General features: G+C 66.0%; 19 protein-coding genes. 6 read left to right on the top strand and 13 right to left on the bottom strand.

The window, feature by feature from the left end; genetic code table 11:
* Positions 1-13 precede the first annotated feature (13 nt).
* Positions 14-1,876 (bottom strand): glycosyltransferase family 39 protein, encoded by a 1,863-nt coding sequence (locus tag C1A30_RS22920; RefSeq protein ID WP_101950671.1) that lies wholly within the window; start codon positions 1,874-1,876, stop codon positions 14-16.
* Positions 1,877-1,957: 81 nt separating this feature from the next.
* Between C1A30_RS22920 and C1A30_RS22915 the strand changes: the two genes are divergently transcribed.
* A complete protein-coding gene (locus tag C1A30_RS22915; RefSeq protein ID WP_101950670.1) occupies positions 1,958-2,746 on the top strand; it encodes a trans-aconitate 2-methyltransferase in 789 nt (262 codons plus the stop codon).
* Here C1A30_RS22915 and C1A30_RS22910 read toward each other — a convergent pair.
* Together C1A30_RS22910 and C1A30_RS22905 are read right to left on the bottom strand one after the other, a co-directional pair.
* Positions 2,707-3,507, bottom strand: coding sequence for a Stf0 family sulfotransferase (locus C1A30_RS22910; protein ID WP_101950669.1), 801 nt, complete (start codon positions 3,505-3,507; stop codon positions 2,707-2,709). The two genes, C1A30_RS22915 and C1A30_RS22910, sit on opposite strands and share 40 nt — an antisense overlap.
* A gap of 66 nt (positions 3,508-3,573) precedes the next feature.
* Positions 3,574-4,944: a sulfatase gene (locus C1A30_RS22905; RefSeq protein ID WP_101950668.1), complete on the bottom strand. Its 1,371-nt coding sequence runs from the start codon at positions 4,942-4,944 to the stop codon at positions 3,574-3,576.
* A 137-nt stretch (positions 4,945-5,081) separates the two neighbouring features.
* Here C1A30_RS22905 and C1A30_RS22900 point away from each other — a divergent pair, with 137 nt between their 5' ends.
* On the top strand, positions 5,082-6,599 hold the full coding sequence (locus tag C1A30_RS22900; protein WP_101950667.1) for an HNH endonuclease signature motif containing protein: 1,518 nt from the start codon (positions 5,082-5,084) through the stop codon (positions 6,597-6,599).
* 312 nt (positions 6,600-6,911) lie between these two features.
* Here the strand turns inward: C1A30_RS22900 and C1A30_RS22895 are convergent, their stop codons facing one another.
* Entirely contained in the window at positions 6,912-7,973 is a 1,062-nt protein-coding gene (locus tag C1A30_RS22895; protein WP_200828404.1) for an IS110 family transposase, read from the bottom strand.
* Positions 7,974-8,092: 119 nt separating this feature from the next.
* Positions 8,093-8,575, bottom strand: coding sequence for a hypothetical protein (locus C1A30_RS22890; protein ID WP_101950666.1), 483 nt, complete (start codon positions 8,573-8,575; stop codon positions 8,093-8,095).
* Positions 8,576-8,640: 65 nt separating this feature from the next.
* Here C1A30_RS22890 and C1A30_RS22885 point away from each other — a divergent pair, with 65 nt between their 5' ends.
* Positions 8,641-9,312, top strand: a complete 672-nt coding sequence (locus tag C1A30_RS22885; RefSeq protein ID WP_235010355.1) for a phosphatase PAP2 family protein — start codon at positions 8,641-8,643, stop codon at positions 9,310-9,312.
* Here the strand turns inward: C1A30_RS22885 and C1A30_RS22880 are convergent.
* Positions 9,266-10,759 (bottom strand): bifunctional phosphatase PAP2/diacylglycerol kinase family protein, encoded by a 1,494-nt coding sequence (locus C1A30_RS22880; RefSeq protein ID WP_101950665.1) that lies wholly within the window; start codon positions 10,757-10,759, stop codon positions 9,266-9,268. The two genes, C1A30_RS22885 and C1A30_RS22880, sit on opposite strands and share 47 nt — an antisense overlap.
* An 87-nt stretch (positions 10,760-10,846) precedes the next feature.
* Between C1A30_RS22880 and C1A30_RS22875 the strand changes: the two genes are divergently transcribed.
* Positions 10,847-11,500 carry a L,D-transpeptidase gene (locus tag C1A30_RS22875; protein WP_200828521.1) on the top strand — a complete coding sequence of 218 codons (654 nt, stop codon included), beginning with the start codon at positions 10,847-10,849 and terminating at the stop codon, positions 11,498-11,500.
* Between the two features lie 3 nt (positions 11,501-11,503).
* On the opposite strand, the gene C1A30_RS22870 is transcribed toward C1A30_RS22875, so the two are convergent.
* Entirely contained in the window at positions 11,504-11,962 is a 459-nt protein-coding gene (locus C1A30_RS22870; RefSeq protein WP_101950664.1) for a nuclear transport factor 2 family protein, read from the bottom strand.
* A 9-nt stretch (positions 11,963-11,971) separates the two neighbouring features.
* On the bottom strand, positions 11,972-13,477 hold the full coding sequence (locus C1A30_RS22865; protein ID WP_101950663.1) for an FAD-dependent oxidoreductase: 1,506 nt from the start codon (positions 13,475-13,477) through the stop codon (positions 11,972-11,974).
* A 293-nt stretch (positions 13,478-13,770) separates the two neighbouring features.
* On the opposite strand from C1A30_RS22865, the gene C1A30_RS22860 reads away from it, so the two are divergent.
* On the top strand, positions 13,771-15,597 hold the full coding sequence (locus C1A30_RS22860) for an Hsp70 family protein (protein WP_101950662.1): 1,827 nt from the start codon (positions 13,771-13,773) through the stop codon (positions 15,595-15,597).
* Here the strand turns inward: C1A30_RS22860 and C1A30_RS22855 are convergent.
* Genes C1A30_RS22855 through C1A30_RS22835 form a run of 5 tightly spaced genes read right to left on the bottom strand, consistent with a single transcriptional unit; the run spans position 15,594 to position 21,251 of the window.
* Positions 15,594-16,598, bottom strand: a complete 1,005-nt coding sequence (locus C1A30_RS22855; protein WP_200828403.1) for an ABC transporter ATP-binding protein — start codon at positions 16,596-16,598, stop codon at positions 15,594-15,596. The two genes, C1A30_RS22860 and C1A30_RS22855, sit on opposite strands and share 4 nt — an antisense overlap.
* Positions 16,595-17,596: an ABC transporter ATP-binding protein gene (locus tag C1A30_RS22850; RefSeq protein ID WP_101950661.1), complete on the bottom strand. Its 1,002-nt coding sequence runs from the start codon at positions 17,594-17,596 to the stop codon at positions 16,595-16,597. Before C1A30_RS22850 ends, C1A30_RS22855 begins: the two co-directional genes overlap by 4 nt.
* A complete protein-coding gene (locus C1A30_RS22845; RefSeq protein ID WP_101950660.1) occupies positions 17,593-18,555 on the bottom strand; it encodes an ABC transporter permease in 963 nt (320 codons plus the stop codon). The genes C1A30_RS22850 and C1A30_RS22845 overlap by 4 nt, the downstream gene beginning before the upstream one ends.
* On the bottom strand, positions 18,555-19,592 hold the full coding sequence (locus tag C1A30_RS22840) for an ABC transporter permease (protein ID WP_101950659.1): 1,038 nt from the start codon (positions 19,590-19,592) through the stop codon (positions 18,555-18,557). The genes C1A30_RS22845 and C1A30_RS22840 overlap by 1 nt, the downstream gene beginning before the upstream one ends.
* A gap of 12 nt (positions 19,593-19,604) precedes the next feature.
* A complete protein-coding gene (locus C1A30_RS22835; protein ID WP_101950658.1) occupies positions 19,605-21,251 on the bottom strand; it encodes an ABC transporter substrate-binding protein in 1,647 nt (548 codons plus the stop codon).
* A gap of 276 nt (positions 21,252-21,527) precedes the next feature.
* Between C1A30_RS22835 and C1A30_RS22830 the strand changes: the two genes are divergently transcribed.
* Entirely contained in the window at positions 21,528-21,821 is a 294-nt protein-coding gene (locus C1A30_RS22830) for a hypothetical protein (protein ID WP_101950657.1), read from the top strand.
* Positions 21,822-21,827: the final 6 nt, after the last annotated feature.

The following is a 21,827-nucleotide window of genomic DNA, read 5'->3' as shown; positions in this document are numbered from 1 at the left end:
CGCATGGTAGCGCTCAGTTCAGGCGGTACACCGTCGATCCGCCGACGAATGTGCCGGGATAGTTCGCGTCCACCCAGTCGGCGATTTCACGGGTGTGCGACGTGGTGTGCCGTGTGCTGTGGATGACCTCGCCGTGCACACCCGGTGAGGTCGGACCGCGGCCCGCCTCGACGTAGTACGTGATCTTGTGCGCGTGGACGGCGTCGATGAACTGCTGCAGCGTTGGCGCCGGGTCGCCGCTCCAGCCACCGACCGCCATCACCGCAGTGCCCGAGGCGATTTCGAGAGCCGCGGCCGACTGCGAGCCGTTGGTGGCCGCCGACCACGGGGTGTGCGTTGCCGCCAGCAGCGCTGCCAGTTGCGGATTGGTGGCTTCGTCGTTCATCCAGCCGCCTGCGACCACCGACGAGCGCACCGCCGTCGGCATCGTCCCGTGGTGGGCGGTGGCGGCCGTGGCGAAGGAAAATGCGACCGTGCCCGCGAGTCCCGCGACGGCCGCGGCCGCCAGTGCCGCCAAAGGCGGCCGGTGCCACAGCAGGGCGAGGGCGCTGACCACCGCGACGACGACGACCGCCAACGGCAGCCAGCGTGGGCCAAAAACGTTGCGGTGCAACAGCACAGCGGACGGTATCGCAGCCAATGCGACCATCGTGAACAGTGCGAAGCGGCCGTCCCATCGGGACCTCCGTCGCCATGACCACACCGTGCCGATGCCCACCAGCGCAGCGATCGCGGGCGCCAACGCGACCGTGTAATAGGGGTGGATCATCCCGCCCATGAAGCTGAGCACCACCGCGGTCACCAGCAGCCACGTGCCCCACATCAGCCACGCGCACAGTTCAGCGCGGTCCAGCGCGTGACGCAGGGCCAGATACCCGCCGAACGCGACGACGAACAGTGCCACCACGATCAGCCACGAGATCTCGTTGGCCATCTCGCCGGTGAACAGCCTGTGCAAACCCGTGCGACCACCGAACATCGGACTCGACCCGCCCCAACTGCCCGATGGCCTGCCTGCGCGACGGTGACCGAGCAGCCGATTGAATCCGTTGTAGCCCAGCGCCAGATCGAGCACGGTGTTGTCCGTCGACCCGCCGATGTATGGCCTTGCACCGGCAGGAATCAGTTGCACTGCAAGCACCCACCAGCCCGCCGACACCATCATGGCGCCGACGGCGCCGAGAAGGTGAAGTAGGCGCCTGCCCCACGAGGTCGGCGCCACAAGCAGATACGCCAGCCCGAACCCGGGCAGCACCAGGAAGCCCTGCAGCATCTTGGTCAAGAACGCGGCGCCCAGCACGGCGCCGACGGCCGTCAGCCAGCGCCACGACGCGGTGGTCGCCGCGCGCTGGAGGCAGTAGGCGGCGATGGTCAGCAGCAGCACCAGCAGCGCGTCGGGGTTGTTGAAGCGAAACATCATGGTGGCCGCGGGCGTCACGGCCAGCACCGCGCCTGCCAGCAGTCCCGCCGCGGCGCCGTGATCGGGGTTGGTGAAGGCGCGTCGCACCGCGCAGTAGAGCACCGCGACGGCCGCGACACCCATCAGCGCCTGCGGCGCCAACACCGACCAACTGTTCATGCCGAACAGGCGCACCGAGAGTCCGCTCACCCACAGCGAGGCAGGCGGTTTGTCGACCGTGATGAAGTTCTGCGAGTCGAGCGATCCGAAGAACCACGCAGACCAACTCTTGGCACCGGCCTGCGCGGCGGCGGCGTAGAAGGTGTTGCCGTACCCGCTGGCCGACAGGTTCCACAGGTACAGCACTGCCGTCGCCGCCAACAACGCGCCCAACAGCCAACGCGACCAGCGTGCAGCAGGAGTGTGCGCGGAGGTCCCCGCGGACGCCGGTTGCTCGACGACGGTTGTCACCCGCATACCGTGCCGGTATTTACCAGGCGCGGTGCTGTGCCGCGGCTGCGAACCCACTGTGAGTCGCGTTGGTGCGAGACTGGCGTCATGTGGAATCCCGACGTCTATCTGGCCTTCGCCGACCACCGCGGGCGGCCGTATTACGACCTCCTGTCGCGAGTCAACATCCACAAGCCGCGCCGTGTGGTCGATCTCGGTTGCGGCCCCGGCAATCTCACTGCGACCCTCACCCAGCGCTGGCCGGATGCCGTCATCGAGGCGTGGGACAGTTCACCGGAGATGGTGGACGCGGCAAGACAGAGAGGCGTCGACGCCCATGTCGGCGATGTCCGCGAGTGGGCGCCGAAACCCGACACGGATGTGGTGGTGACCAACGCGACGCTGCAGTGGGTACCGAACCATATCGAGTTGCTGGTTCGGTGGGCCGGTCAACTGCCGCAGCAGGCGTGGATCGCCATGCAGGTGCCCGGCAATTTCGACGCGCCGTCGCACCGAGCCGTACGCGAGCTCGCCGGACGTGCGAAGTGGTCAGAGCCGTTGCACGACTTCCCGTTTCGGGAGGGACAGGTCGAAGGGCCGGAGGGCTATGCCGCATTGCTCAGTGACGCGGGTTGCACGGTCGATGCATGGGAGACCACCTACATTCACCAGCTGAGCGGTCAGAATCCGGTGCTGGACTGGATCACCGGCACTGCCCTCACGCCGGTGAAAAGTCGTCTCGACGAAGAACAATGGCAGGAATTCCGCGGCGAGCTGATCCCCTTGCTCGACGAGTCTTACCCGGCGCGCGCCGACGGTACGACGTTCTTCCCGTTCCGTCGGATATTCGTGGTGGCTCAGGTCGGCAGCCCGTCACGTGCCGCGTCGGCCCGATAGCGGTCCACCCATTCGTCCGAACGTTGGTCGGCCTGGCGTTCCAGCACGGGGGAGGGCGCCAGCCGCCGGTCCTGGCCAAGCGCTTCGAGGATGTCGCCGACGATGTCGGTGAGGTTGCGCCACAGCACCGGGTAGGAGATCTCGATGGGCTCGACGTTCTCCTCGTCGAACCATGTGCGCCAAGCTTTTTCCTGCTCTTGCAGCATCGTCACCACGTGCGCGATCGCCCCGGCGTGGTACTCGGCGCGCGAGTCGCGCACCGGGTCCGGCCTGCCGCGCCAGACGCGGGTCTGAACCGCTCGCCAGAACGAAACCGCTTGTGACACAACGTCGGGGCGGTAGACATGGATGAGTATCGGGTCGCTGCCGACGACGTCGCGGATGGTTGAAAGCAGACCAGTGCCCGAGCGGTCGGCTAGACCGTTGGCGCGTTGCAGCAGCAGTGGGGTCTGGTTCCACATCAGCTTGCCGCCCCAGATCCCGTTGGGGGTGCGTCCTACGGTGCGGATGTAGTCACGCCAGATCGCCGGCGGCGCGAGGTCGGGCTTGCCCTCGTCGAGCGGATCGAGCAGTCGGAGGATCGATTGGTCTGCGACGCCCTCGAACCACTGTCGCGGTTGCGGCGACTGGCTGGTGGTCGGAAGGTACTGGAAGAACTCGCCTGGCTCGCCCGCCACCCCCGTGGCCCGCAGCGACTCCACGAGAAGTGTGCTGCCACTGCGCTGCGAGGCGAGCACCAGATACGCGGTCGGATGCGACATGCGCGTGAGCCTAACGGCAATCAAATAGCCTGGCAGCGCTGATGATTGCGATCTCAATGAGTAAATCTATGGACCGCTGCGGCGGTCGTGCTCGACGCCGCGTTCGGACGCGATCGCAGATCGGCTGGTAACGGTCAGGCCGTGGATGCGGAGGTAGGTTTCGGTGTAGCGCTCGGCGATTCGAGTGCCCGCGAATTCGGAAGGGATGACGTCGTTGGTCTCGTGGCGCCAGTCGTCGAGGAGCAGGGCGAGGTCGTTCGCGATGTCCTCGGTCTTGTCGGAGACGTCGGCCGCCAGCAGGTTGTGCGACTCGGTCGGATCCTCGACGAGGTCGTAGAGTTCGCGTTTGGGCCGCGATGTGTGCACCAGCGGCTCCATGATCCGGCCTGGCGCGCTTTCGGCGATGTCCCAGGGCAGGTCGAGTAGCGGACGCTCGGCGTAGTTCTCGATGTAGCTGTACTCCTTCGTCCGGATGGCGCGGATGGGGTCGAAGGAGTCGTGATAGGTCTTCGTGGTGTAGACCTCGGTGCGCACCGGCGCGCTGTCCACGGTGCGCAGGCTGCGGGCATGCGACAGGCCCTCGACGTCGGCAGGAATGTCGACGCCGAGCAGTTCCAGCAGCGTCGGCAGCAGATCGACGCCGCTGAACAGCTCGTCGTAGATCTGAGCTTCGATGGCCGCGGTTCTGGGGGGTCGCACAATCAGTGCGATACCGGTCCCCGCGTCGTAGAGCGTCGACTTCGCGCGCGGTAGTGCAGGACCGTGGTCGGTGATGAACACGACCCACGTCGACTCCGCCAGTCCCGTCTGGTCAAGCGTGTCGAGCAGTCGGCCCACCGCGGCGTCGGCAACCGAGATCGCACCGTAGAACTCGGCGAGGTCGCCGCGGACGTCGTCGGCATCGGGCAGGTAGTCCGGCACCACGACGTCGTCGGCGTCGGCGGGCTGATAGCGGTCACGGGGATACGGCCGATGTGTCTCGAAGAAGCCGGCGGTGAGCAGGAACGGCTGCCGCGGTGCGTTGGTGAGCCATTCGGCGGCGTGCTCGACGACGTACTCGCAGTAGGAGTTGGAGACGTCGAACTCGTCGTAGCCGAGCTTGGCGGGATAGGACGTCTCGTGCTGCATGCCGAACAGCGCTGTGTACCAACCAGATTCGGACAGATAATGAGGCAGTGTGCGGACGCCTGCGCGGTACTCCCAGCCGTGGTGAGCGAGGCCGACCAGGCCGTTGCTCTGCGGGTAGCGGCCCGTGAACAGCGATCCGCGCGATGGCGAGCACAGCGGCGCGGTCGCGTGTGCGCGGGTGAACAGGATGCCTTCCGCGGCGAGTTGGTCCAGGCGCGGACTCGAGACGTCGGTGTGGCCGTAGGCACCGAGGTAGCGGCCGAGGTCATGCCAGTGCACGAGCAGCACGTTGTCCCGTCGTGCGGTCACAGCCTCTCCCTTCTCGTCGGTCCACCGAAACAGGGCGCACCGCGGTTCGGCAACCCTTTGGCTCACTGACGAAGTTATCCCCAGGCTTGGTTCGTGGTGGTGGCGGATTCGTCGGGTGGCTGAATATTGTCGAAAGTATGTTCGAATCGTTGGTTGCGGCGGCGGTGGGTGCCTCGGGTGCCGCCGCGGTGGGGGCGTGGGCGCGGGTGGAAAACGTCGCCTGCGCGCGACGCCTGGCGGCCAGCGCCGACATGCTGGAGGCGCGGTTGTCGGCTGCCGGGTCTGCCGAGCGTGATCAGTGGTGTCTGGACAACTGGGATTCGGTCAGTGCCGAGGTGGCCGCCGAGCAGAACGTCTCCAATGGGGTGGCCTCGCATCAATTGTTGGTGGCGATATCGCTGCGTGAGCGGCTGCCGCGGGTGGAGGCGGTGTTCGCCACCGGGGCGCTGTCGTATCGGTTGGTGGCCGCGATCGTGTCACGTACCCGGTTGGTGCGCGATCGGCAGGCCCGCGCCGAGTTGGATGCCGCGATCGCCGCCGCGGCCGAGAGTTGGACCAGGTTGTCGGCGACCAAAACCGAGACCGCCATCGACGCGTTGATCGATCGGATCGATCCGGGTGCGTTGCGGCGCACCGAGCGCAGCGCCCGTGGCCGGCATCTGGACATTGTGGATGGCGATGACGGCAGCGGCCTGGACAGCATCGAGGGCAGCCTGCTGGCCCCGCACAGCGCCGCGCTCAAGGAGCGGCTGCGTGCGCTGATCGGCTCGGTGTGCGGTAAGGATCCGCGCACCGTCGATCAATTGCGCGCTGATGCGATGGGGGCGATGGCCACCTACGCCGAGAAGCTGGGCTGTGAGTGCGGTGATCCGCACTGCCCCGCCGCGGCGGCGGCGTCTTGGGGTGGGGGGGTAATTCATGGGTCCGCGGAGCAGTCCAGCTTGGCGGATGACACCCCGGTGCAGTTTGACGGTGCAGCCCCGCCGTTGTTCGATTCGGATAAGCCGTTGCGGGAACGCACGATTGACGAGGTGAGCGCCCCGGAACCATTGCCAGGGCCGGCGCACACCAACCCGGCGGCGATCATTGGCGGCGGGATCCTGCCCGCGCCGCTGCTGGCGGCCAAACTGGCCGCCACCGCGGTGATTCGGCCGCTGATTCACCCCGGGGACGCGCCGCCTGAACCGCGCTACACCCCCTCGCGGGCGCTGGCCGATTTCGTCCGGTGTCGCGATATGACGTGTCGTTTCCCGGGCTGCGATGAGCCGGCCTACCGCTGCGATCTGGACCATACGATCGGCTATCCGGTCGGGCCGACGTGTGCGTCGAATCTGGCCTGTCTGTGTCGAAAACACCATCTGCTCAAGACGTTTTGGGGCTGGTCGGCGCGTCAACTGCCCGACGGCACCCTCATCTGGTCGGCGCCCAACGGGCGGACCTACACCACCTATCCGGGTGCCCGGTTGCTGTTCCCGCAACTGTGTGCACCGACCGCGCCCATCGCCACACCCACGGTCGCCCCGCCAAAGGCCACCGGGCTGACCATGCCACGGCGCACACACACCCGCGAACAGCAACGCCAACACAGCATCGAAGCCGAACGCCGCCTCAACGACCCCTACATCGCCGAACGCAACAAACCCCCACCCTTCTGATATGGGGTGCTGGTTTGTCAAGAGGCAAGGTGAAGCGGCGGCCGTGACGGTTGCCGCGGCCGCCGCTTCGTTGACCAGATGGACTGGCTTGGCGTCGTGTCGACGCTGGGTCAGTCTGATATGCGCGGGTTGGCTACCGCAGGACGGGACTTTCGGCGTGAGCGGATCGCTTGTCTAGCATCGAGGGTAAACACGTTGCAGGACAACGTGTCTCCTCATAGAAGGGACGCGGGTCGCTCGGTCTGACGCGTGCCTGCACCGGTGGTTCCATCTGGACGATTGTGTCGGCGCTCAATCCTCGAGCACCGCCCGCTACCCGCACCAGCCTGCCAGCTCGCGCGCGATCGCGGCGTTGGCGATCACCGGACGTTTGCGGCGCTCGTCGAAGCGCACCCACCGGGTGTGCAGCCGACGATTGGCGGCGTGACTACGGGCACGGACGGCTGGTGTGGCCCTGTCCCAGCAGCGGCGCAGCCGCGGTCCGGGTTGATAGCGCTTACGGTGATGCCAGGCCGATTCGATGAGTAAGCGGCGCACGTGACCGTTGCCGGTCTTGGTCAGACCACCCTGCGTGCGGGTGACTCCCGAGGAGTACTCGCTAGGCACCAGACCCACGTAGGCGCCGATCGTGCGTCCGGTGAAGCGCTGCCAATCGCCGATCTCGACAGCCAACCCGAACGCCGTCAGCGTGGAGATCCCCCGAAGACACTGCAGGCGGTCGGCGACGGCAGTGAACTCCGAATCCGCGGCCAGAGCCGCGATCGCCGTGTCGAGGCGGTCGCGGCGGTCCACGGTGCACAACATCGCATCGAAAGCGGCGTCGAAAGCGGCCTGCAGAGCGCGGTCCTCGAAACGCTTCCGGCGCAACCACAATTCGTGCTTGCCCGTCCACGCCTCACCGCCGTAATAGACGATGCCCTGACGAAGCAGCAGCTTCGAGACCCGATGCCGCGCAGCCATCAGGTCACCGCGGCAATCATCGCGAGCACGGACGAGGTCGCGGGCAGCTTCCTGCTCCACCGTCGGCACGGCGACCGACACCACCTCGCCCAGATGCACCATTCGAGCCAGATGCCGCGCGTCGCGTTTGTCGGTCTTCACGCGATCCCCAGAGGGACGGATCAGTTTCGACGGTGCCGCCACGAGACACTCGGTCCCTGCCGCCGTGAACGACCGCGCCAACCCGAACCCCGTCGGACCCGCCTCGTACACCACCCTCACGGGCCCGGGCAACGACTGCGTCCACCCGATAATCTCCTCGTGGTCAGGGGTCATCCGGCGCTCCACGACCTCACCGGTCTCACCATCCAACGCACACCCAAACACCGAACGCGCGTGCACATCCAAGCCAACACTCGTACGCTGACGGATCACTGGGGCCTCCCAAATCTGTGGCTCTACCGGCCAGGACCACACTCCTGACGGCAACCCACGATCACATTTGAGTGAGGCCCCAGCCCCCCATACCGTCTAGACGGCGACGATCGGGTCGACTACGGGTGGTAGGGCACGCCCACCGCGCGGAAGATGTACTCGGGCGGTACGTCGAACGCCAGCGATCGGCGGGGTAGCCGCATGAGCAGATCCTCGGGCAGCGGCTCCTTGTAGTGCAGCGACAGCTGACCGGAGCAGCGGGCGTCGACTTCTGAGACGTCGACGTCGAGCACCAGACCCGTGGCGGACAGCTCAGCCTTCACACTGCCCTGCTGCGGGGCGTCCCAGCGCTGATCTATGGTGCGGCCCGCCAACTTCGGCACCGACGACAACGTGCCGAGCACTCGTTGATTGGTCAGCACCAGCGAGCCGACGTAGCTCGAGATGCTGCCCTTGGACCGCATGCCGGGCACCCGCCCGGTGAACCGCCGCGTGACGGGAACGAACTCGGCGATGTGCAGGATGCCCTCGGCCTCGACCTCGGCGCGGACATCCTCGGGCAGCTTGCCAATCCCCAGCATCTTCCGCAGAAAGACAGCCATGTACAGCAACCCTACTGGCAGTTCGCAGCGCGGCAGATCGTCCAGGTGGTAGTCCTGGAAGGGTGGTGACACCGCGTAACAACTGGTTGATCGCATCGGCGGTGCTGGGCGTCGCGGTGTTCGCCCTGATGTGGGTCGGCTTCGTGCTGAACTGGGGCTGGCTGGCGGCCATCGACTCGTCGACGCTGAGCATCGGCCACGACTATGCGCTCGGACATCCCGGCTGGGTGACCGCATGGAACGTGTTCTGCACCGTGCTGGGACCGACGGCCTTCCGCCTCGTCGCGTTGGTGTGGATCGTCTTCGCGCTGGCGCGCCGCAACGTGCGTGTCGCGATGTTCCTGTTGATCAGTGTGGAGCTGTCCGGGCTGCTCACCGAGATCGCCAAACTCGCGGCGAATCGGCCCCGCCCCACGACGGCATTGGTGCACGCGCTTTCGACGTCGTTCCCGTCCGGGCACGCGCTCGGCGTGACGGTCGGTGTGCTGGCGCTGCTGACCATCGTGCTGCCCATCGTGAGTCCCCAGGCGCGGGTGTGGCTGATCGCGCTGGGCGCGGTCCTCGTCATCATGATCGGGGTGGGCAGGGTGGTGCTCAATGTTCACCACCTTTCCGACGTCGTCGCCGGATGGGCGCTCGGCTACGCCTATTTCGTCGCGTGCCTGCTCGTGGTGCCGCCGACGCCGCCCGTCACGGTAACGGACGAAACACCGGCAGCGCTCGGTACTTCACGCTGAACGATGCCTCGCTGACCTCCGTGCCGACTTCACCGTCGCGGGCCAACACCGTCGGCCCGTCGACGGCCTTGAAGCTGAACTGCGGCACCCGCATCTCGTGGTAGAGCGGGCTGCGCTCCAGCCGGCCCAGCGCCAGCGCGACGAGGATGCGTGTCCTGCTCAACCGTCGACCGGTCTCCAGGATCCGAACATCCAACAGCCCGTCGTCCATTCGGGTGCGCCGCGACGGCGCGAAACCCGACGGCAGATACGTCGAGTTGCCAAGGAAGAACAGCGAAGTCTGCAGTTCCTTGTTGTCGTAGGCGATGCGCACCGGCTGGTCGTGCCGAAGTGTGTGCAGCATCGCGTACAACCCGGCAAGCGGCTTTCCGATCTTGTGCTCGAGCTTTTCGCGCGTCTGCACGAACGTCGGATACGCGCCGACGCTGGCGGTGTTGATCACCATGTGCCCCTCGTTCAGGCACACCAGGTCGACGCAGGCGACGCATCCGCGCTGCACCGCATCGACGGTCTTGCCGACCGTGTCGCAGCCGATGTCCTTGGCGAAATGGTTGAACGTGCCGCCGGGAAACACCGCCAGCGGTATCCCCGCCTGTAACGCCACACCCGCCGCGCACGCCACCGTCCCGTCACCGCCGCCGACCGCGAGCACTTCGGCGCGCTCCGCCGCCTTGCGCAGCACTTCCTCCACATCGTCGTCTTCACCGAGTTCGACGATTTCGGTCTGCGGCAACGACTCTCGGACCTCGTCGATGATCTTCACGCCGGTGCCGCCGCCCGATGCGGGATTCACCACCAACACCACACCGGCGCCGTCCGGCCGTTCCGGTGTGTCGACCCGCAGCGGATCGGCCGCCGGGATCTTGGTGACCACCACCGGCGGCACCACCCGCCCGCCCAGTACCGCGATACCCGCGCCGATGCCGAACCCCGCGAACACGTCGCCCGGATAGTGCGCGCCCGTCGCCACCCGGGACAACCCGACCAGACCGGCCAGCAACGCCAGGCCCAACCCCAGCGGCGGGCTCTCCAGACCAACTCCGACCGCGAACGCCGCCGCGCTCGCCGAGTGGCCCGACGGCAGCGAGTTCGACGTCGGCGATCGCCGGCCACGCCTGGCGATCGGCACCGACAACCGGTTCGGCCTCGGTCGTACCCAGATCCGCTTGGCCACCTGATTGGTCACCAGGCTGGTCAACGCCAGCGAGACGACTCCGCGCGTCGCGCCGCGCCTGGCTGAAGGGCCGCCGACCGCCCCGATCAGCACCGCGAGCGCGAACCACAGTTTGGAGTGGTCGGCCGTCCTGGTCAGCCTGGGCATGGTGGCGTCCAGCAGCGGACTCGGCGACTCGGCGATCGCCTCGAATACCTCGCGGTCCAAGGTCCCCAGACCCTGTCCGATCTGCCGGACACCACGTAGGCGCCCACGCAAGGGCAGCAAGCTCATGATCTCTACTTATCCCCATCTCGGGGTTCTCAATCGTGTCTGAACCTTGACTTGACCCTAGCTGTGGCACCACTGACCATGGAGGACGTGCGCCGACTGCTGGCTCTGCTGTGCGCGGGAGCCGTCTACCTGACCGCGGCGCCCGTGGCGCTGGCCGAGTACACGCCGTGGTTCGCCCCGCAGGTGGGCAACGCCACGCAGGTGATTTCCGTTGTGGGAGCGGGCGGTTCGTCAGCGAAGCTGGACGTCTTCCAGCGCGGTCCGAACGGATGGCAGCCGCTGCGCGCGGGCATCCCCGCCCACGTCGGCGCGAACGGATTCGCACCTGCGACCCACGACGGCCAGATGAAGACCCCGCTCGGCATCTACACGCTCGACTTCGCGTTCGGCACCGCACCCAATCCGGGCGGCGGCCTGCAATACGTCCAGGTGACACCGGATCACTGGTGGGACGGCGATATGAAGAGCGCGACCTACAACACCATGCAGGTCTGCAAGAAGCAGGACTGCCCGTTCGACACGGCGCCCGCCAGTGGCACCGAGAACCTCGACATCCCGCAGTACAAGCACGCTGTCGTGATGGGCGTCAACAAGGCCAGGGTGCCCGGCAACGGCGGCGCGTTCTTCCTGCACAGCACCGACGGCGGTCCGACTGCGGGCTGCGTGTCCATCGACGACGGCACGCTGGTGGAGATCATCCGCTGGCTTCAGCCAGGCGCGCTGATCGCGATCACCGAGTAGCGGTCAAATGTTAAGCGCGCGACCAGTTTTCAACTTGAAGTTGAGGTTCTCGGTCGACATGGTGGCGTCGTAGGTCCGGTCGTAGCCGGTCTTGCTGATCTTCCATCCGTCCGCGGTCCTGCGGTACTGATCGTGGTAGAACGCGGCGCCGATCAACATGAAGTTGAAGTCCGGCACGATCACCCGGTCCTGCAGGTACCACGTGCCCGACGCCTCGTCTCCGTCGACGGTGATCTCGGGGTGGGTGACGCGGTGCTCGGTGATGATGTTGGCGGGCATCGAGGTCCGCATGAACTCGACGAGTGAGTCCCTGTCGGTGAAGTGGTGCGACTCGCCGATCGATGCGTCGTAGTCACCGATGATGTCCTCGGTCAGCGTGTCGGCGAAGTCGTCCCAGTGCTTGGTGTCGAGCGCACGCAGGTACCGGTACTTGACTTGCTGGATCTCCTCGATGTCGCCCATGGCGACAGGCTACTGAGCAGCAGTCAGATTCCGTGTCGCGGGGCCCTCGAGCAATGTGCCGTCTGGTGCGAAGCGTGAACCGTGCAGCGGGCACTCCCACGACTGGTCGGCGTCGTTCCAGTTGACGATCCCGCCGAGGTGCGGGCACACCGGCGACACCCGATGCTCGACGCCGTCGACGACGCTGCGTGCCTCCAGATCCCATGGCGGGCCGCTGACGACACCACCGCTGTCCGGTGTGCGGTTGCCGATTCGCGTCACCGGGGTGATCCAGCCCCTGGCGAGGTACAGCCCCACTTCCATGTTCAGTTGCATGGCCTTCGGGATGCCCGACAACTCGTGCGGGCTCCAACTGGCGAAAGCCTGCGCCCAGTCCATCCGACCGCCAAGGATGATGCTGGACAACGCCAGCGCCGCAGCCGTGCCGTTGGTCATCCCCCATTTGTCGAAACCCGTTGCGACGAAGATGTTGCCGTTGCCGGGAAGGATCGGACCCACATACGGCAATTCGTCGATCGGCGTGTAGTCCTGCGCCGACCAGTAGTGGGTCTGCATGGCTCCCGGATACGTCTTCTTGGCCCACGCGTCCAGTTCCTGCACCGAGCAGGCCGGGCTCTTCTGATGGCCGACGGGATGCCCCGCGCCGCCGACGATCAACCGATCACCGTCAGCGGTGGGCGCGTAACGCACCGAGCGGGTCGGCGAGTCCGCCGAGATGTACATGCCGCGCGTGATGTTGCCTGGCACCTTGTACGCCATGCAGTACGACCGGCTCGGCTTGAGCCGGGCGAAGAACCCGCCGCGGTCGAGGATCGGGATGCCCGTCGCCAGCACGCATTGCTTGGCCTGTACGTCGAATTCGTCACCGTCGGAGGTGCGTACGCTCAATGTCAGCGCATCGTCCTGGCCCGAAACCTTTTGCACCCGAACGCCTTGCACGAGTCTGCCGCCTCGCTCGTCGAGTTCGACGATCAGACTGTCCAGCAGGGGCATCGGGTCGAACTGCGCTTGGTGGGCAAGCCGGACACCGCCTGCGAACGCGAACGGCACGTCTGCTTCGTCCACCCAGTCCACATCGAGGCCGGCAGCCTTGCAGGCCTCCAACTCCTGACGCACCGACGGCACACCCTTCTCCGACTGTGCATAGGTGTAGGCGTCTTCGCGCTGCACCGAGATGCCGTGCGCCTCGCAGTGGCCGATCAGCCACTCCTGGCCCTCGCGGTTGCCGTCGACGTACTGTTGCGCAGTCTTCGCGCCGTGCTTGCCGACGATCTTCGACATCTTGGTGCCTTGGAGCAGGCTGATCTTCGCGGTCGTGTTGCCGGTCGCGCCCGCACCGGCGGTGTGTGCCTCGAGCACCAGGACGTCCTTGCCTGCCCTGGCCAACAGCACCGCCGTGATCAGGCCGGTGATCCCTGCGCCGACCACCGCGACGTCCACTTGCCGGTTTTCCTCGATGAGCGGATTGGGTGGTTGGGGCTTCTCGATGCGGTTGGCAAGCCACAGTGAACTCATGGTCAAGCCTGTACCCAGGACGGCAAGGACGAAACCCCGGCGCCGGTGGTAGCTCGGTAACTCTCCGATGTGAGCGGACGCGATCGTCGCCGCTGAAACACCCGTCAATTCAAGTCCGGCCATGGCGTCCAATGTCGTTGCTGCACAGCGTGGCAATGTTCACACGCGGTGAACGAGAACACCGAATCCTGTGCGGCAGCTATGCGGTTGACTCCAGCCGGCTGGCAAAGCAGCCCAAAAAGCGGAGTGTCTAACGAGATTGGTGTTGTCGGCCCGCTATGGTGTCCTCCGTTATGAGCGACCCGTTGGGGTTGTCGATCGGGACGACCAACCTGGTCGCGACACTAGTCGGCAATCAACCAGTGATCAGGCGCTCGGTGTTGACCGTATTCGGCAACGCTGCGCCAGAAGTCGGCGTGCTGTCAGCGCACGCCGGCGGCATCGTGCTGAGCGGGTTCGTGGAGCGGGTCGGCGATCGGGTGCCACTGGTAGCGCCCGACGGGTCGTCGCATTCCGCCGATTCGCTACTGGTCGACGCCCTGCAGGCGATGGTGGTGGCCACCGGCGGCCAACCGTCGCCGCAGACCGCGATCGCGGTCCCGGCGCACTGGGGCACGTCGACGATGTGGGCGCTGCGCAACGCGCTGCGGGCCAACTCGACGTTGTCGCCCAACGGGGTGCCTGCCCGGTTGGTCTCCGACGCCGTCGCGTCGCTGACCGCTCTGCACGCCAACCCGGGCCTGAGCGCCACCGGCGTGGTGGCGCTGCTCGACTTCGGCGGCGGCGGCACCAGCATCACGCTGGCGGACGCATCGGCGGGGCTCGCACCGATCGAGGACACCACCCGCTATGCCGACTTCTCCGGTGATCAGATCGATCAGGCGCTGCTGAACCATGTGCTGGCGGGCATCGCCGCCGCGGGCGGCATCGATCCCGCCGCCACCGCCGCGGTCGGCTCGCTCGCCCGGTTGCGGGAGGAGTGCCGCGGCGCCAAGGAGCGACTGTCCGCCGACACGGTCACCGAACTGATCGCCGACCTGCCGGGGTACCGGTCGGGTGTGCGGGTGACGCGCTCGGAACTGGAGAGCCTGATCGCCGATCGGCTGTCCGGCGCACTCGCCGCGTTGGATAATGCGTTGGAGCGCAACAGGATCGGCTGGCCCGATGTGTCGGCGGTGGTCACCGTCGGCGGTGGTGCCAGCATCCCGATGATCACGCAAAGGCTGTCCGAGCATTCACGGGCCCAGGTGATGACCACACCGCAACCGGCGCTTGACGCGGCGGTCGGGGCCGCGCTGATCGCGGCCTACGGCGCCGAGTCCGACCTGCAGACCGGGATGGCGCCGGGCATCCCCGCGGAGGTCACCGCTGCGCTCGATGCGCCGGCGTCGTCGACGTTCCGCGCGCTGGCATGGTCGCAGGACGACGACAGCACCGACGATGTCGTGCCCTACACCGGTGATGTCTACGACCCACCGACCACCGGCGCGCGTCCGCAGGTGCAGTACGTACCGCCCACCGAACCCATCGAAGAGCAGCGCAGCAGCTGGAACCGACTGCCGCAGTTGATCTTTGGACTGGCCGCCGTGGTCGCGGTGATAGCCGTCGGCGGGGTGGCGGTGGCATTGACCAGCGCCAGCGACAGCACCAAGGCCACCGATCCGCCGAAGACCGCCACCTCGGCTCCGCCGCCGCCACCACCGCCCACCAGTGCTGCACCGCCGCCGCCGTCGGCTCCGCCGCCGACCGAGACCGTCACGGTGACCAGCGAGGCACCGCCGCCACCGCCGTCCACGACGACGTACGTACCGCCGGTGACGACGACGACGCATTTCACCACCACGACAACTCCGCCGACGACAACCACGACCACCACCACGTCGCCGACGACGACTACCACCACCACGACGACGACCACCACCACCACGACGACCACCACGACGGTGCCGATGACCACGACCTACATCAAGGTGCCGTTCGTGCCGGTTCCGATCCCGATCCAGGTGCCGCAGACGCAGACGCCGCAATACCAGCCGCCGCCGTACGAGCAGCCTCCGTACCAGCAGCCGTATCCCTATCCGCAGGAACCGCAGTACCTGCAGCCTCCGCAATTCCCTTAGACGGCAGCCTTTTCGACGTTGCGGGGATGGTGGCATGCCGCGACGTGTGCCGCGGCATGTTCGAGCAGAGCGGGCTCGTCGGTGGTGCAGACCTCAGTGGCCCACGGACAGCGGGTGTGGAAGCTGCAACCGGGCGGCGGATCGATCGGGCTTGGCACATCGCCCTGCAGCACGAGGCGCTCGCGCGCGGCGTTGAGTTTCGGATCGGGGATCGGCACCGCCGACAGCAGCGCGTTCGTGTACGGGTGTATCGGCTTGCGGTAGAGGTCCTCGGTCTCCGAGTTCTCGACCACCTTGCCCAGATACATCACCGCGACGCGGTCGGATACGTGCCGGACCACGCCGAGATCGTGGGCGACGAACAGATATGACAGACCGAACTCGTCCTGGAGTTCCTTGAGCAGGTTGATGATCTGCGCCTGCACGGACACGTCGAGCGCCGACACCGGTTCGTCGGCGACGATGAACTTGGGCTGCAGCGCCAAAGCCCTTGCGATACCGATGCGTTGCCGCTGCCCACCGGAGAATTCATGCGGGTAGCGGTTGTAGTGCTCGGGGCTCAGCCCCACTCGGTCCAGCAGTTCCTGCACTCGGCGTTTCAACGCGGCACCCGTGGCGATGCCGTGCAGTTCCAGCGGATCGCCGATGATCTGGCCGACCCGCTTGCGCGGATTCAGCGACGCGAACGGGTCCTGGAAGATCATCTGCATCTGCCGTCGCAGCGGGCGCAGGTCGCGCCGCGACCGGCCCACCAACTCCTCGCCGAGGAACCGCACCGACCCCGACGTGGGATGCGTCAGTTGCAGGATTGCCCGGCACAGCGTCGACTTGCCGCATCCGGATTCGCCGACCAGACCGAGGGTTTCACCCTCGCGCAGCGAAAGACTGACACCGTCGACGGCGCGTACCCTGGCGACTTCGTGGTCGACCACCACCCCGGCCTTGATGGGGAAGTGCTTGACGAGGTCGGTGACCTCCAGCAGTACATCGCCCTTGCTCACGGAATCACCTGCGTCCGACGCGATTTCTTGTCCTCGGGGTCCAGCCAGCACCGGTCGAGATGTGTTCCACCCGCCCGCGGTTCCAGCGTCGGGAGTTCTGCGCACTTGTCGAACTCGTGCGGACAGCGCGGTGCGAACCGGCAGCCTGTCGGCGGGGCCAGCAGTGACGGCGGCTGTCCCGGAATCTGGGCCAGCCGATCGGTGCGGGTCTGGTCGAGACGCATCAGCGAGCCGAGCAGCCCCCACGTGTAGGGGTGCTGCGGGTCGTAGAACGTCTCGTCAAGCGTTGCGTTCTCGACGATCTGGCCGGCGTACATCACCAGCACCCGGTCGGCGATCTCGGCGACCACCCCGAGGTCGTGGGTGATCAGGATGACGGCGAGGCCGCGCTCGCGGTTGAGTTGGTCGAGCAGGCGCAGGATCTGCGCCTGCACCGTCACGTCCAGCGCGGTGGTGGGTTCGTCGGCGATCAGCACATCCGGTTCGAGCGCGAGCGCCATCGCGATCATCACGCGCTGCCGCATGCCGCCCGAGAACTCGTGCGGATAGTGCCGGACGCGGCGTTCGGGGTTCGGGATGCCCACCGACCGCAGCAGTTCCACCGCGCGTTCCGCCGCTTCGCGTTTCGACACGTCGCGGTGCGCCCGGACCATCTCGGCGATCTGGTCACCGACCCGGTAGACCGGGTTCAGCGACGACATCGGGTCCTGGAACACCATCGCGATCTGCTCGCCGCGGATGTCCCGCAGTTGGTCGTCGGACATGCCGTTGAGCTCGCGGTCGCGGTAGCTGACCGATCCGGTGATCCGCGCGTTGGGTGCGCGAGTCAACCCGGTGATCGTCTGCGCCGTAACACTTTTCCCGGAACCCGATTCGCCGACGATGGCCAGCACCTCGCCGGCCTGCAGCTCGAACGAGACGCCGCCGACGGCTTGCACCACACCGTCTTCGGTGGCGAAGCTGACCTTCAGATCGTCCACCTTGAGGATGGTGCTCACGCTGGGGCCGCCTCTCCGAGCCGGATGCGCGGATCGAGCACGGCATACGCGATGTCGACGATCGTGTTGAACAGCACGATGAAGAACGCGCCGAACAGCGTCACGCCGATCAGCGGCGGCAGATCCAGGCTGCGGATCGCCTCACCTGCGTAGAGGCCGACACCGTTGAGGTTGTACACCGTTTCGGTGAGGATGGCGCCGCCGCCCACCACCATGCCGAAGTCGAGGCCGAACAGCGTGACGACCGGGATCATCGAGTTGCGCAGCACGTGCCGGATCCGCACCTGCCGCTCGGACAGCCCCTTGGCGCGCGCTGTGCGCACATAGTCTTCGTTCATCGCGTCGAGCATGTTGGAGCGCAGCAGTCGGCTGTAGAACCCGACGTAGAGCACGGCGAGGGTGAGCCACGGCAGGATCAGGTGGTACGCCCACTGCGCGGGATCGTCGGTCAGCGGCACATAGCCGCCGGTCGGGAACGCCTGCACTTTGAACGTGAAGAAGTACAGCAGGATTGCGGCCAGCCAGAACACCGGCATCGAGATCCCGACCAGCGACAGGATGGTCAGCGCGCGGTCGGTGATCTTGCCCGCGTGTACCGCGCTCATGTAGCCGAAGATCACCGCGAGCACCATCCAGATCACCGCCGCCCCGATGCAGAGCGAGAACGTCGCGGGCACACCGTCCCAGATCTGCTGGACGACGTTGCGGTCCTTGGCGTACGACATCAATTGTCCGGTGAATATCTGCCGCATCATCGTCAGGTACTGAATCGGCAGCGGCTGATCCAATCCGAGGTCGGCACTGACCCTGGCGATCAGCGCCGGATCGGCGTTCTTACCCGCGATCCGCGCCGCCGGGTCGGAATTGGGAATCACGTTGAAGATCAGGAACACGATCACCGAGATCGCGAACAGCACCGCGATCATGCCGAGCAACCGGCGGGCGACGAAACGAGCCATCAGTGCTCCAGCCGGATTTTCGCGCGCGGATCCAGCGCATCACGCAGCCCGTCGCCGAACACGTTCAGCGACAACACCGTCGCGATGATCATCAGACCGGGGACGATCGTCAGATGCGGTGCGGTGTAGATCATTTCGTAGCCGTCAGCGATCATGGTGCCCCACGACGCGTTGGGTGGGCGGACGCCAGCGCCGAGGAACGACAGTGCGGATTCGAGCAGCATGTTGTTGGCGATGTTCAACGTGAAGAACACGATGATCGTCGAGATGACGTTCGGCAGCAGTTCGGAGAACATGATCCGCAGCGGACCCTTGCCCTGTGCGACGGCGGCCTCGATGAACTCCTTCTCCCGCAGCGCCAGGATCTCGCCCCTGATCGGTCTCGCCATGTACGGCACGTACACGAAGCCGATGATCAGGATCGGGATCCAGATCGAATCACCGGCGATCGCAAGGGGTCCGAGCTTCAGCCCGCCGATGGCCAGCGTGGTGCCCAACGCGATGCCGAGCAGCAGCACCGGGAAGGCCCAGATGACGTCCATCACCCGGGACAGCACCGAGTCGATCCAGCCGCGGTAGTAGCCCGCGAGCAGCGCGACGATCACGGACAGCACCGTGGTGACGGCGGCGGCCGCAAGCCCGATGTAGATCGACGTGCGCCCGCCGTACATCAGCCGCACCATCACGTCGCGACCGTTCTGGTCAGCGCCGAGCAGATACTGCCCGTGCAGGCCCGGCCCGATCGGGGTGCCGTCGGTGCCGACCACGTTCGTCGGCTGACCGTCGATCAGCACCTTCTCGGTGATGTGGTTCTCGTTCGGGCCGGTGTGCGCGACGTGCTGCGCCCACAGCGGTGCGGCCAGGCAGAACAACACGATGAGCATGAAGACGCCGCCGCAGAACAACGCCATCTTGTTGCGCCGCAGCCGAAGCCAGGCCAGATACCAGGGGCTGCGCCCCTGGATCTGTGAGGCGGGCACACCGGAGGGAAGCGGCGGTTCTCCTGGGATCTCCAGTTCGCCGACAGTAGCCGTCATCTTCTACTTGATCTACTTGATCGCGAAGGACGAGTAATCCTGGTTGAACAGCAGATGGTGATAGGACTTGTCGAAGTCCATCCGCTCCGACAGGAACGTGGTGAACTGCTCGTTGCCGTACGGCGCCCAGACCGCCTGCTCCATGTATGCCTTGTCGAGGTCCGCGTACTGCTGCTCAACGCCACCGTCGCCGATCAGCTTCGTCAACAACTCGTCCTGCTTGGCGTTGTTGGCGGGGATGTTGACCCGCGAATAGTTGTTGCCGTTGGTGGGCAGGATGCTGTCGCCGTGCAGTAGCGGGCGGAAGAAGTCGTCGGGATGCGGGAAGTCCTGGAACCAGTCGGCGAATCCGGTGTCCACATCCGGGGTCGACTGGTTGCCGATGGTCGTCCAGTACACGTCGCCCGCGATCACCTTCAACGTCGCGTTGAAGCCCAACTGAGTGAGCAGGTCGTGGTAGTACTCGCCGATCCGCTTGCGGTCGGGTTCGTCATCGGTCCACACCGTGATGGTGCGGTCGGTCGGATTGGCCTCTGCGATCAACTGTTTGGCCTTGTTCATGTCGGGGCCGGGATACAGCTTGTACTCGGAGTACCCGGGCATCCCTGGCGGCAGGATCTGCTGAGTGGGATGCAGGCGGCCGCCGAAGATGCGGTTCAGCGCCTCGGGGTCGATGGCGTAGTTGATCGCCTGGCGCACCTTGAGGTCGTTGAACGGCGCGCGTTCGGTGTTCATGAAGAAGTAATAGGTGTTGATCGAGTCTTCCATTCGGAACCGATTGCCGTAGCGCGACTTGACCTCCTGCAGGCGGTCCGACGCAGGCGGATCGACCATGAAGTCGACCTTGTTCTGCTCGATGTCGGTCACCTGCGCGCTGTTGTTCTTGTTCTCGGTGACCGTGATCTTGTCGACACCTGCGTCGGCCACCTCGGTGGCGCCCGCGTCCTTGACGGTCTTGAAGTTCGGGTTGCGCTCCATGGTCAGCGTGCGGGGCGCGTCCACCTTGCTGATCATGAACGGGCCACTGGAGGGCGGCGGATTGTTGGTCGCGTCCTTGTCCAGCGGCGTCGTCTGCGGGATCGGTGCGGCGAACATCAGTCCCAGGATGTTCTCGAAAGTGCCGTTGGGCTCGGTCAATTCGATGGTGATGTCGCCGGTGTTGTCGTCGGTCTTGATGCCGCTGATGGTCTGCGCCTTGCCGTCGGCGTAGTCCTTGGCGCCGACGATGACGTCGTAGAACACCGAACCGCCGGAATCGGCCTTGAACAGCCGCTGAATCGCATAGGTGAAGTCGGAAGCCTTGATCGGCGATCCGTCGGAGTACTTCATGTTCGGCCGCAGTTTGAGCTTGTACGTCTTACCGTCGGGCGAGATGTCGGGCATCTTCTCGGCCAGTCCCGGCACCACCTGGGTGCCTTCCTTGCCCTTGGCGTGCTTGTAGGTCAATAGCGGGGTGTAGACGTTCCACAGCACCTCCCAGCCCTCGAGGGTGTAGGAAAGCTGCGGATCGATGTAGTCAGGGAACGATGTCATCGCGACGTTGATATCGCCGCCGCCGCCACCCCCGCCACCGCCCTTGTCGCTTCCGCATGCCGCGACACCGAACGCTGCCAGTGGGGTTATGCAGGCAATTGCGACAACTTTGCGCAGTGTGTTCATCTCGCTCCCTGTGGCTCACGTGTGGGGTGACTCCCCTAAAGCTGTACGCCTTTTCATCGGCTGAGAAGCCATCTTGGAGGAAAATTTCCTGAGGGCAAGTCGAGCGTTTTCGAACATTTCTTGTGTTCGTTTGGCCCACCACCAGCGTCAATTTTTCGGTATTTCAGTCCGGCGAAGTTAACTGTGTCATGATCACCGCAGGGCTACGCCGAGTTCCTCGGCGGCTACCGGTTGTCAGAAATCGGCTAGTTGCGAGGCCAATAGATAGGAAAGAACATGGAGTCATCCCGCTTGTCTCGCCGACTTGCGGCTGTTGCCGGAGGGGCGGCCATCGTCGCCATGGTGGGCCTGACGGCGTCGTGCGCCAAGGAGGAGGAAAAGGCGCCCGAGACCACCACGACCACGACGACGACCACCACCGCACCGGCAACCACGGCGCCTCCGACCGCTCCGCCACCGACGACTGGCGAGAAGAGCATCGACCCGACCGGCGGCAACCTGTTCACGCCGCCGGTGAAGGCACCGCCGGCCCCGACCGAGCCACCCGGCGTTCACCGGAACAACGGATAGGACCGC

It is taken from the genome of Mycobacterium sp. 3519A (genome assembly GCF_900240945.1).
GTDB lineage: Bacteria > Actinomycetota > Actinomycetes > Mycobacteriales > Mycobacteriaceae > Mycobacterium.
The sequence above is the reverse complement of the archived record's forward strand: the minus strand, read 5'-3'. Positions and strand labels throughout refer to the sequence as shown.